Annotated in this window: 13 protein-coding genes; 9 read left to right on the top strand and 4 right to left on the bottom strand. The window is 45.6% G+C overall.

Translation table 11 applies throughout. The annotated features are described in order from the left end of the window. Nucleotides 1–46 precede the first annotated feature (46 nt). On the top strand, nt 47–967 hold the full coding sequence (locus L0659_RS01055; RefSeq protein ID WP_235123667.1) for a hydroxypyruvate isomerase family protein: 921 nt from the start codon (nt 47–49) through the stop codon (nt 965–967). A 99-nt stretch (nt 968–1,066) separates the two neighbouring features. On the opposite strand, the gene L0659_RS01060 is transcribed toward L0659_RS01055, so the two are convergent. After that, nucleotides 1,067–1,378, bottom strand: coding sequence for an isoamylase early set domain-containing protein (locus L0659_RS01060; RefSeq protein ID WP_235123668.1), 312 nt, complete (start codon nt 1,376–1,378; stop codon nt 1,067–1,069). 149 nt (nt 1,379–1,527) lie between these two features. Then, nucleotides 1,528–3,789, bottom strand: coding sequence for a TonB-dependent receptor (locus tag L0659_RS01065; protein WP_235123669.1), 2,262 nt, complete (start codon nt 3,787–3,789; stop codon nt 1,528–1,530). 193 nt (nt 3,790–3,982) lie between these two features. Between L0659_RS01065 and L0659_RS01070 the strand changes: the two genes are divergently transcribed. Then, a complete protein-coding gene (locus L0659_RS01070) occupies nt 3,983–4,393 on the top strand; it encodes a DoxX family protein (RefSeq protein WP_235123670.1) in 411 nt (136 codons plus the stop codon). Nucleotides 4,394–4,433: 40 nt separating this feature from the next. Here the strand turns inward: L0659_RS01070 and L0659_RS01075 are convergent, their stop codons facing one another. After that, nucleotides 4,434–5,405 (bottom strand): aldo/keto reductase, encoded by a 972-nt coding sequence (locus tag L0659_RS01075; protein WP_235123671.1) that lies wholly within the window; start codon nt 5,403–5,405, stop codon nt 4,434–4,436. A gap of 159 nt (nt 5,406–5,564) precedes the next feature. Here L0659_RS01075 and L0659_RS01080 point away from each other — a divergent pair, with 159 nt between their 5' ends. The 5 genes from L0659_RS01080 (at nt 5,565) to L0659_RS01100 (ending at nt 9,998) form a co-directional block, all read left to right on the top strand. Beyond that, the gene (locus tag L0659_RS01080; protein WP_235123672.1) at nt 5,565–6,329 is read left to right on the top strand and encodes a M23 family metallopeptidase; all 765 of its coding nucleotides are present in this window, start codon (nt 5,565–5,567) and stop codon (nt 6,327–6,329) included. A gap of 67 nt (nt 6,330–6,396) precedes the next feature. Beyond that, entirely contained in the window at nt 6,397–7,683 is a 1,287-nt protein-coding gene (locus L0659_RS01085; protein ID WP_235123673.1) for an aminotransferase class V-fold PLP-dependent enzyme, read from the top strand. 52 nt (nt 7,684–7,735) lie between these two features. Further along, entirely contained in the window at nt 7,736–8,347 is a 612-nt protein-coding gene (locus L0659_RS01090) for a hypothetical protein (RefSeq protein WP_235123674.1), read from the top strand. 10 nt (nt 8,348–8,357) lie between these two features. Next, on the top strand, nt 8,358–9,530 hold the full coding sequence (locus L0659_RS01095; RefSeq protein WP_235125224.1) for a glutathionylspermidine synthase family protein: 1,173 nt from the start codon (nt 8,358–8,360) through the stop codon (nt 9,528–9,530). A gap of 135 nt (nt 9,531–9,665) precedes the next feature. After that, on the top strand, nt 9,666–9,998 hold the full coding sequence (locus tag L0659_RS01100) for a hypothetical protein (RefSeq protein WP_235123675.1): 333 nt from the start codon (nt 9,666–9,668) through the stop codon (nt 9,996–9,998). Nucleotides 9,999–10,257: 259 nt separating this feature from the next. Here L0659_RS01100 and L0659_RS01105 read toward each other — a convergent pair whose 3' ends face one another. After that, nucleotides 10,258–10,596 carry a cupin domain-containing protein gene (locus tag L0659_RS01105; RefSeq protein ID WP_235123676.1) on the bottom strand — a complete coding sequence of 113 codons (339 nt, stop codon included), beginning with the start codon at nt 10,594–10,596 and terminating at the stop codon, nt 10,258–10,260. Nucleotides 10,597–10,717: 121 nt separating this feature from the next. Between L0659_RS01105 and L0659_RS01110 the strand changes: the two genes are divergently transcribed. Both L0659_RS01110 and L0659_RS01115 read left to right on the top strand, forming a co-directional pair. Further along, nucleotides 10,718–11,272, top strand: a complete 555-nt coding sequence (locus L0659_RS01110; protein ID WP_235123677.1) for a hypothetical protein — start codon at nt 10,718–10,720, stop codon at nt 11,270–11,272. A gap of 147 nt (nt 11,273–11,419) precedes the next feature. Then, complete coding sequence (locus L0659_RS01115; protein WP_235123678.1) at nt 11,420–11,977, top strand: carboxymuconolactone decarboxylase family protein; 558 nt, start codon at nt 11,420–11,422, stop codon at nt 11,975–11,977. Nucleotides 11,978–12,007 lie beyond the last annotated feature (30 nt).

Below are 12,007 nucleotides of genomic sequence, written 5' to 3' on the forward strand. Positions count from 1 at the left end.
TTTAATCGCGTGGCAGCTTTACATTGCTAAACATAACTTAAAGAATATGCTCCGCAGAAATTTTGTAAAATCTTCCCTTGGTCTGGCTGGTGCAGCAATTGCAGCAGGAGATGCTTTCGCAACGGCGCCAACGGCTAAAAATAAATTCAAGCTTAAATACGCTTCCCACTTTGGCATGTTTCAGAACAGCGCCGGAAAAGATGTGATCGATCAGCTGAAATTTATGGCTGACCAGGGTTTTATGGCAATTGAAGATAATGGCATGATGGGCCGTCCGAAGGAGCAACAGGAAGCCATTGCCAAAGAAATGACGCGCCTGGGCATGGAAATGGGCGTTTTTGTGGTGGATAAGGGTGGAAACGGAGCCAATACATTAGCGGCAGGCAAGCAGGAATACATTGATATTTTCTTAAATGGCTGCAAAAAAGCAGTGGAAACAGCCAAGCGCGTGAATGCGAAGTGGATGACGGTTGTGCCAGGCGATTTTGAAAGAAATTTACCAATCGGCGTGCAAACAGGTCACGTGATCGATGCATTGCGCCGTGGTGCTGAAATCCTTGAACCACACGGGTTGGTAATGGTTTTAGAGCCGCTGAGCGATTCGCCGAACCTCTTCCTGAGAACTTCCGACCAGACCTACGAAATCTGCCGCGGGGTGAACAGCAAATCCTGCAAGATCCTTTACGATATTTACCACATGCAGAAAAACGAAGGCCGGCTGCTTTACAACATTGACCGGACTTGGAGTGAAATCGATTATTTCCAGATAGGGGACGAGCCGGGCCGCAAGGAGCCAACAACGGGCGAGATCAATTACAAGAACATTTTCAAATACATTTACGACCGCAGCAAAAAGGAAAACAAATCTTTCATCATGGGCATGGAACATGGCAATTTCTCTCCGGGTAAGGAGGGAGAAGAAGCGCTGATCAAAGCTTATGTGGAGAGCGACAGCTTTACGATCTAATGTTTCCGAGAGCGGTTTTTAATTTGATATAAAAACAAAAAAACACCGTAAAGTAGCGATACTTTACGGTGTTTTTTTGTGCCCGGGAGCAATAGTAAATTACAATACGACAACTGAATTTTCAGCCGTTGCGTCAACGCCGGCAGCTACGTATTTGTCTGCTTCCCAGTCGTTTTCCCATTTCTCGTCGTCAAGGATATAACGGAACTGATACTCACCTGAAGCAAGTTCGAGACTTGTTTTGAATGAGCCGTCTTTTTGCTTTTTCAATGCGATTGCTTCCTCAGGATTCCATCCGTTGAACTCACCAACCAACGCAACTTTTTTAACTTCAACTGCTGCTTCTGCGGGAACTGTAAATGTTACTTTGTAAACTGACTTACTCTTTACAAATTGCTTTGTTAATGCCATGATTATGTAGTGTTAAATAGTTGATGGGACAAATATACAATCAAAAATTATTCAAATCAATGAATATCAATATTATAAAGGAATTTCATCTTTGAATAATCATAATTAAACGTCCTAATGCCCGTATTTATTTCCCATTTACCTCATATTTAACGCAACGTATAGCGCATCCCGAGAAAGCCTCTGATGCCTTGGTTAGGCGCAAAAACGTAAGACGGATCAAACGTCAAACGGTAAGGATTTTCCGGGGTTGCAATCACCTGGCCGTTGCCATCAAACTTCACATTTTTGTCAAACGGATCATTTGATCTTGCAATGGAATTGGCCGGTGGCGTGAAATTGAGCAGGTTTTTTACTCCGCCGTAGATTTCCAACCCATTGTCAAACTTTTTGGTAACCTGGATATTTTGTAAAGACCAAACCGGTGAAACCCGCGCCCGCGGATCCTCTTCGCTCAGCATAGGCAGGCGCATAGGGCCGTAAATATTTCCGGTATAATCCAATGATATGCCCGACTTTTGAAATTCATACGAAACAGACCAGACACCCGTATATTTCTCCGTCAGCACAGGCCGGAACCGGACGCCGTTCTCCTTCTGAAAATTTTCCATATAAGTGGCTCCCGCAATAATCTTCAATGGATAAGGGAAATTGAAATCCAGATTCAGGTTGATGCCTTTTGAAACCGCATAACCATCCAAATTATCATAAATGATCTCATTCGGATTCGTATCGTAATCGGGCAGGATGCGGTTTGTGAAATGTGTATAGAAAACAGATGCGTCCAGGCCGATAAAAGAACTTCCCGTCACGATCTTTTTTACATAATTCACATTCACATTCCAGCTTTGCTCAGGATTAAGCGCTTCTTTCACAATTACTTGGCGCGAACCCGTAAGCGCCGCGTGATCCTCCGTGAACAGGTTTACAATGCGGAACCCGCGACCAATGTTCAACCGCACGACATCGGTTTGGTTGAATTTGTATTTATAAGCAAGTCTGGGTGTAAAAATGCTTCCGTGGCGGCTGTTATAATCGTATCGGGCGCCCAGCAACAATGCATGAGGTCCGGATTTGATCTCATCTTGAACAAAAATTCCGGGCAGCAGAATTTTGTCGGGATGATCTTTTCCGTCAAGGAATCGCGTTGCAGTAGTGTTATCATTATAATAAGTGTAGCGGAAGGGCGTTCCGAAAAGCAGGTTATGCCTGCCAATTTCTTTATCCCACAAAAGCTGCGCAAATGCTATTTTCTGGTCTGCATTAAACATGACATGGCCATAAGTCGAGTTCTGGTTATGCGAGCTGAAAGAATATTGCAAAGTGACTTTCTCGGACATAGGGAGCTGATAAGTGCCCAGGACTTCGAAGCGTTTGGTGTAAATGCTCTCTCCATAGACCTCCGTTCCCCCGCGATAGGTTTTGTTCCAGTTCATCTGCCCGCCCCAGCGGTCTTCGTAGTAGTAACGCGCTGCAATGCTAGCCTGCCGATTGTTTTTCCGGTTAAATGACCATTTGTTAAAAACAGAAATGCGGTTTTGTAAGGTCAGGTCAGTAAAGCCGTCCTTGTTGTTGTCGATAGGGTTTTGGTAATTAAAATAGCTGACACCCAGCAGCGAGCTTGCCTTGGAACCGGCGGTAAATTTTACGCCGAGATCAATGTTGTAATCCAGCCACGATGTACTGAATGCATCCGCAGAGAAAACGGGCGCTTTTGAAGGATTTTTCGTGATAATGTTGATCAATCCGCCCACGGCCTCTGAGCCGTAAAGCGTTGAAGCTGGTCCTTTTACGATTTCAACCCGTTCAATCAGGCTGTTTGGGATTCCGGACAGACCGTAGACGGTTGAAAGTCCGCTTACCATGGGCATGCCGTCAATGAGCACCATTGTGTAAGGGCCTTCGAGGCCGTTAATGTGGATATCGCCTGTGCTGCACACATTGCAATTGAGCTGCGGACGCACGCCGTTGACGTAGCTTAGTCCTTCAAAAATACTGGGAACGGGGTTTTTGTAAATAAATTTTGCGGTGATAATGTCCACCGGGACGGGGCTGTCAAGTTTAGAAACCTCTTTCATCGTGCCTGTGACCACCACTTCATCCAATGCATTGGCACCGGACTTCAATACAAAATCACGCTTTAAGTCTTTCTCAATGCGCACATTCTTTTCGTTGATATTAGGCATCGAAATGAAACTGACCCGAAGGGAATAGCTTCCTTTTGGTATGCCGGGGATATGATAATGTCCCAGGGAATCGGCAGTTGCACCGATTTTTAATTCATCAATATAAACAGATGCGCCAAATGCCGGGCTGTTTCCCTCTTCCAGAATGATCTTACCCGAAAGAGAATGTTGGGCCAATGCTGGCAAGCTGAGTGTGCATAACAGCAGGAGTATGAGTGACTTCATATATACTTAATCCTATATTTAACTAATCCTGAATATTAATTTAGACAAATCTAAAAATTAAACTTGATAAACAACAACTATTAATTTGATGGGCAGAAAAAATTATTGAAACTAACTATACGTTTTTTAGGGTTAGGAAGATTACACCGGATGAATTGGTTTTCAGCCGGCTATGGATAACCTCTAAATGATTATGCTGAAAAAATTTTTGAAACCAATCAAGCTTCCGGCGTCAGCCGACTGGGGCGTGCTGATTTTACGGGTAGGCATTTCGTTGCTCATGCTCACGCATGGTTATGCGAAGCTGCAAAACCTTTTAAAAGGTGACCATTCATTTGCCGATCCGATCGGGATTGGAGAGGAGTTATCGCTTTATCTGACGATTGGCGCTGAGTTTGTTTGCTCAATTTTGGTGATTCTCGGTCTGTTCACCAGGGCGGCACTCATTCCGTTGATCATCACCATGACCGTGGTTTTCTTTATTGTACACGGCCCGGATCCGCTGGCCGACAAGGAACATGCATTGACATTTCTGATTGTGTACGTTACATTATTTCTGACCGGCCCCGGCAAGATGTCTGTGGATAGCGGTCTTTATAAATAAATAAAAAAGGCGTTTCCTGTTCTGGAAACGCCTTTTTTTGCTATTGTGACCATTGGGTTGGAGATCGGTCCCAGCGGTGTTCTTTCAGCTTTTCTGCAAGTTTTGGATCGAGCAACTGGCCGTCGCTGGCCGAGATGTTTGATCTCACGTGCGGCAGTTTGCGCATACCCGGGATCGTGGTATGCACGTCCGGATTGTTCAATATAAACCTTAATGCGAGCTCTGGCATTGTCATTCCTTCCGGAATATCTGCTTTCAAGGCTTCGGCGTGTTCCACACTTGAATTCAGGTTTTCCGGTACGAAATAGGTCGAGCGCCAGTCATCGGCAGGGAAAGTTGTTTCCTTTGTCAATGTGCCTGTTAATGTTCCTTCATCAAACGGAACGCGGGAAATGACACCGATATCCAGCTTTTTGCAAAGGGGAAAGAGATTGTCTTCCGGCGCCTGGTCGAAAATATTGTAGATGACCTGAACGGCATCTATTAAGCCAGTTTCTAGTGTTTTTAAGACATTATCCGGCTCCCAGCGGTTCACGCTGATGCCCCAACGTTCGACTTTTCCTTCCTGCGTCAGCTTCTGAATGGCTTCTTTCCACTCGTCTTCCTGCGCCCAGCTGTCTTCCCACACATGGAACTGAAGCAATTCAATTCGTCCCGTGCCTAGGTTTTTAAGGCTTTTCTCTGTGTACTCAACAATGTAATCCGCAGGGAAAACATCCTTTAATGATGAGTCCGGCTTGGACGGCCATTGGCGGTTTTTTGGTGGGATTTTGGTGGCCGCATATAATTTACGGTCCGGATAACGGCGGATCAGGTCGCCGAGGATGCGCTCGCTGAGGCCTTCGCCATATCCCCAGGCCGTGTCAAAGAAATTGACGCCTGATTCAACTGCCAGGTTCAGCGAGTCATCCGTTTCCTTACGGTCGGAGCCTGTCCAGCCTGCAAGTCCCCACATTCCATAACCTATTTCGCTGATCTGCCAGCCACTGCGCCCAAAACGACGGTTCTGCATTGTTACTAAATTTAGTGTTCGTGGATTAAAGCCCGGGATTGTGTCTTTTTAATGTATTAGAAATACATTTGTAAGATTTTAAGTTCAGAAAAACTCATAGCACGTTCTTCAATTAACTGATAGGTGAGAGATAAAGGGTTGATGGTAAAAGCATTGTTGATGACAGTAAAAAGAATCGCCGGAATTGTCCTGATCCTCAGCATTTGCGGCTGGGTCAACGAGGACGAGCCTTCGGAAAAAATGAAAGAATACTGCGCCACATTCAACCAGATCCAGCTGGATATCCGGGACAATGTGATCTCCCCCGATTCCGGGCGGCTGGCTTTCCGCACAGTAATGCAGCAGATCAGAAGTGAATTCAAAAGGGACACCTGCCGCGTTGTTGACTCGTCATATTTTGCTTATCCTATCAAAGGTTACACGCCGCGTGAATCCATAGGCGGCCGCGGAAGAGGCTACCGCGACGAAGGTTTTGACCTTTTTGATAACAATGCGCGCGGCAGCCATCCCGCACATGACCTTTTTGTGAAGGATAAAGACCAGGATAATTTGGACGACAGGACCTGGCAACCTGTTGATGTTCTTTCATTTACAGCCGGAATTGTGCTCGCAACCGAAACGGGCTGGAAATATAACAGCGAATTCCGCGGCGGAAACTGGATATGGATTTACGATCCCTGCCTCGACGGCCTGTTTTACTACGCCCATAACAATATGATTGAAGTGCAGCCCGGGCAATGGGTGAATGCGGGTGATAAAATTGCGGAAATGGGCCGCTCCGGCTATAATGCTTATCAAAAACGCTCTCCAACACATCTGCATTTAATGTATCTGCAATTGGACGAATACGCTATGCCGCTTCCAGTAAACACTTACGAATGGTTGCTCATGGCCACGGTAAAGGATGGTTACGTTCTGGAATGATTGGGATTGATGCTATTAATTAATAAATTGTAGCTCACTCGATTACTATTCCTATAAACCATTTTTTATGAACAATCGCCGGTCCTTTTTCCGAAAGAGCGCGGCCATCGGCTTTGGTGCCTTCGGCCTGAACAGTCTTTTTAATGAACTCCACGCCGAAAGTTTCAGCGAAGCTGAGAAACTTTGGAATGACAACAGTGCCGACAATGAAGATTACTGGTCCGTAATCCAGGATGCTTATACGGCGAGCAAAAGCGACATTATCATCCTCAATAACGGTGGCGTCTCGCCTTCGCCTATTGCCGTACAGGAAGCCTTGGAAAAATACAACAAAGCGGCTGCGCAGGGACCATCTTACTATATGTGGCGGATTATGGATAAAGGCCGCGAGCCGCTCCGGCAGCGTCTGGCGAAACTGGGCGGCTGCGATGCAGAGGAAATTGCCATTAACCGGAATGCCACGGAAGCCTTAAACACCATTATTTTTGGTTTACCACTCGAAAAGGGTGACGAAATCATTGGCACCATTCAGGATTATCCCAACATGATCCAGGCCTGGAAGCAACGCGAAATGCGTGACGGGCTGGTTTACAAACAATTATCATTTGATTTCCCAATAGAAAACGACGACCAGATTGTAAAAGCATTTGCCGACGCCGTCACTCCCAAAACCAAGATCATTCACGTAACCCACATTATCAACTGGGTAGGGCAGATTATGCTGGTGAAAAAGATCTGCGATATGGCGCATTCCAAAGGCATTGAAGTGGTTGTGGATGGCGCGCATACATTCGGTTTGCTGGATTACAAAATCCCAGATCTGGATTGCGATTATTTCGGAACGAGTTTGCACAAGTTTTTGAGCGCGCCCGTAGGAAGCGGGATGATGTGGATTAAGAAAGATAAAATTGAAAAAATATGGCCGCTGCTATGCAACAGTCAGCCCAAAAGCAAGGATATCCGCAAGTTCGAAACATTGGGAACACGCAGTTTTTGCATTGAGCAGGCGATAGGTGAAGCCATTAATTTCCAGGAAGGCATCGGTTCCAAAAGAAAGCAGGAAAGGGTGCATTATCTCAAGAAATACTGGGCCGAAAAAGCACTGCAAATTCCTGGCGTCAAAATCCATACATCACTGAAACCCGAATATTCCTGCGCCATTGCAGGCGTGAGCATCGACGGGATGAAACCCGAGGAACTGGATAGCAAGCTCATGAAAGATTACCAGATCCACACCGTGGGAATCAACTGGGAAAACATTCATTGTGTGCGGGTTACGCCTCATGTTTATACCAAAATAAGTGACCTGGACAAGCTTGTAGGAGCATTGGAAAAGATCGCCAAAAAAGCCTGATAAAAGGATTTTTGCGTTATCTTTAAGATCATCAGCTTAAAAACCTAATCACATGACCCAGTTAAGAAAGGGCTCTTTCCTCAAAAGGGCCAAAGATATAAGCATTAGCAGCGCATTGGCAATCACCATCTTATCATCCGGAATCGGGATGATAGGATGCGGTTCCAATGAAGACGAAGAGGCTTACAGTTACGAAGAAACCAATTACTCCAAAGGCATCCGCTCACACATTAAGGAGGTCAAACCCGGAGAATTCAAGATTACTGACGAAGAAAGCGTCGATGCAGATAAATCCGTAGCCATTGTTACTTACCTCGACGGCCACACCGATTCCCTGAGCACAGCCGCTGCAAAAGCATTGATCGATGACGAGATCCGCAACAACCAATCTTCTGTGGGACACCATAGCGGCTTGTCTACCATGCTTTTATACGGTGGGATGGGGTATATGCTAGGAAGAAGTTCCAACAATGCATATATGAACAACTATCGTGGAAATGGCAGCGCAGCCCGGGGTTTTTACAGCGATCCGAATGTGTATAACAAGTCGCAAAGCGCTGTTCAGCAAGCAAATGCTTCCCGTACAACGCGCACGGTGACATCCCGCCCCAAAGGTGGCAGAAATGGTTTCTTCGGACGTTCCGCAGGCAGAAGCGGAGGTTAACATTATCATCATGATTCAATTAAAATCGCTCGCCAATCATCCTGAAAAAGCACTTCAAAACGTAGGCTGGGACTGGATGCTCGGCGCCGACACGGCTCCTTATGTGGTCAGTGACGTTGTAATTGTCACCGAAGAGCAGGCCGTTCAATATTATGAGGCGGCCGGCACATTATACGAAATGCTGATCGAGGCCGGGCAGTATGCGATTGATAATCTGCTTTTTAAGGAGATGGGCATTCCGGAGAACCTCGTTGAAATGATTAAGTTATCCTGGGAGGACGACCGCCATATTCACCTGTACGGCCGCTTTGACCTTGCTGGCGGAATTGATGGTGAACCAGTTAAACTCATCGAGTTTAATGCGGACACCGCAACCTGCATTCCCGAAACAGCTGTTGTGCAATGGGCGCATCTGCGTATGAACGGGCTCGATGAATCGCAGCAGTTCAACACCCTCTACGAAACGCTCGTTAATCAATTCCGTTATCTGAAAGAGGCAAACAGCGACCTGGATGCGTCTATTCTTTTCTCCTCAATGCGCGGTTATCCGGAAGACGACACCAATGTTGCCATACTGACCGAGGCGGCGCGAGAGGCCGGTTTTGATACGGATTTCGCTCATGTTGAGGAAGTTGAGTTTTCCAATGGTGAAGGCATTTTCAAAATGGTGCCCGATTCCAATGACTTTCTGCGGTTTGATTTCTGGTTCAAACTCGTGCCCTGGGAATATATCGGGAATGATGAGCCGGAACTGGCCGGAATGCTGACAGATATCGTGAAGAACCGCAAAGCCGTTATTCTGAATCCTGCATATACATTGTTGTTTCAGTCAAAATATATACTGAAAGTCTTGTGGGACCTTTATCCCTATCATCCGCTGTTGCTGCAAACGGAGCGCTATGCATTGTCTCATAAAAAGTCTGTGCGGAAAGTGCTTTTCGGGCGTGAGGGTGCCAATGTTTCTATTTTGGAAAAAGGCGGTGAAGTGCTGGAAACGGTTGAGGGCGAGTACGATGAGCAGCCAAAGATCTACCAGGAATATTTTGATTTCCCTACGGATGGTGCCGGTAATTCATACCAGGCTGGTGTCTTTTATGCAGGTGAAGCTTGTGCGCTGGGCTTCCGACGGGGCGGCAGGATCCTGGATAACAAGGCGCAGTTTGTAGGTCATTTGGTAGGCTAATCCATTGAAAATGACCGCACGCTAACGGAATCTACCGTTTGCTAATCATTATGTGTAAATATCGTTTTGTCTGACAAAGTTTGTGAAATCGTTAAAGCAGCGTCAGCACATTCCGACAATTAAACAAAACCCGTAATGATACACGAGAAAATTTTTCAACTAAAAAGTGGACGAGAGGTCAAAGTCATAGTAAAAGGTTATTTCCTGCACGACAATCCACAACGCAGCACAGAATACGAAATATTGATCCGGGAGCCGAAAGACAAATACTTCCGCACACCGATCGGGATTAATCATCCGCAGTTTTGGAAACTAAAAAGATTATCGGCTCAGCAAGCGAAATTGCTTGTCTTAGAATATAGCGGTATCTCGCAAAGGCAGGTAAATCGGGCAATCACAGAGTTTAATAGCGTATTGAGTTTTCCTGCGGCAGAAATAGGCCTTCAATTTGAAAGAGAATTGGTTTAAGTCGCAATTATATTTTTAGATTTGTAAAACAACATAGTTTGCAAATCAACTTCACATCGGATTTTCACTTATAAAGCGGGCGAATAACTATCATTAAAATGAGGTTATTTTGTCCGCTTTTATATTTTTAGTCGTTCCGATTATACATTATCAAGATAGTCTCCCGCTTTTTACAATCTGTCTCTCTATTTGTGCTGCATGTTAATTAATTAGGTTAAAAAGCACACTCAAATCGCTTTTAATGCAGGCTCAGGGCCAATTACTGATTTTTTTCAAGCTCAATAAAATCTTCGCGAACGGGCGTAAAGCAATCAATCACTTTGCATTGCGTATGGGCCACAGCGGAATGCGGTGCGTGGGAGGGAATGTAAGCCGTCATCCCTTTGGTAAGTAGCATTTTTTCACCATTGATATCAAATTCAAGTTCGCCTTCCAGAATGTGGCACCATTGTTCGTGATGATGGCTGTGCTCAGGAAGGATTGTGCCATTATCGATGGTGAAATGGCCAAAAGTCATCTTGTCTGAATGTGAGAGCGTTCCGTGAATGCCGTCCCAGATTTTCACGTGTTTATTGGTATTGAAATTAACGAAAGGCATAATAATGTTTGGGTAAGCTTGAAATGTGAATTTAAAAATAATGAAAACGCTTTGAGCTATTTGCTATTCCTTTTGCTTTTTATACATTTGCATATTCCGACCGAATTTTAATATTACAACATTGCGCAGGATTTTATCCATATTGCTTTTGGGGTTGCTGCTTTACAACATGGTAGGCTATTCGATAGTTTACTTGTCGGAAGAAACGCACACCATTAGTGCACGCGGAAAAGACCTGGTTCAGCAGTCGGAAAACTCGCTGGACATTGTAATTAAAGTGCCGGTGGCCGTTCCTTATCAGACCAACTGGGACGCGCCGGAGCAGGTCGAAGGGCAACTTTTGCATGAAGGGCAGTATTATCAGATGAAAAGCCGCCAGCTGATCAATGACACCATGTATGTGCATTGCGAATATGACCAGACTGCGCGGGAAAAGTTCAGCGACCTTGCTTCAAAAATTAATGATCAGGTTACGGGCAATGCCAGTGACCAGCGGAAAGATCAGCATTCCAATATTCTCAAAAACTTTGTAAAAGAATACATGTCCCAAGACCGGAAACATGTGTTTTATTTGCTTGAATGGGCGCCAGTCCAGGAAGTTGCCCTTTCTCAGGTGCAGCTTCATTTTTCCGAAATACAATTTACAATTCCCTCGCCGCCACCCGATCTGGCTTAGTAACATCATTTCAATTTCTCCTTTTTGAGTGCGTTTCATTAGAAATATCACTCTTGTAATGAACTGAAAATCAGCGCATGTTTGCTGTTTTTTGTTCAGACTCAAAAAGGGGAAGAAATCTTTTACTAACGACAGATTTTTTTCAAAATGGCGCATATCACATTGCCAGACGAATCACTTCCGGGGATCGTTGGCTTGTTCAATTTCCGTCCCGAAACAGCTTCTTCCCTTCGCTGGCTTGCGGACACCTTGCTACGGGGCGAATCTCCGCTCACCAGCGGCGAACGCGAACTTATTGCCGCTTACGTCTCCCATCTGAATGATTGCACATTCTGCCACATGTCGCACGCTTCGGCTGCAATGGCGCATTTGTCTTGTGACCTGGATCAGATCGCAGACATCCGAAATGGCTTTCAGGAAATTCCAGTCACCCCAAAACTGCGTGCGTTGCTCAATATCGCAGCCAAAGTGCAGAAAAGCGGGAAGGAAGTTTCCGAAGAAGACGTCGCTGCGGCACGAGCCGAAGGGGCCATTGACCGCGAAATTCATGACACGGTTTTGATCGCAGCGTCATTCTGCATGTTCAACCGATATGTGGATGGACTGGGCACGTGGGCGCCCCAGGAAAACGAGGATTACCGCGCAATGGGACAACGTATGGCCTTCAAGGGTTACATTCCTCCGGTTGAGCAAACTGTTGAATAATTTTTCAAAAATCATTTCCACTCAATAGCA

Origin of the sequence: Dyadobacter sp. CY347, from assembly GCF_021502655.1 — a bacterium.
Lineage (GTDB): Bacteria > Bacteroidota > Bacteroidia > Cytophagales > Spirosomataceae > Dyadobacter.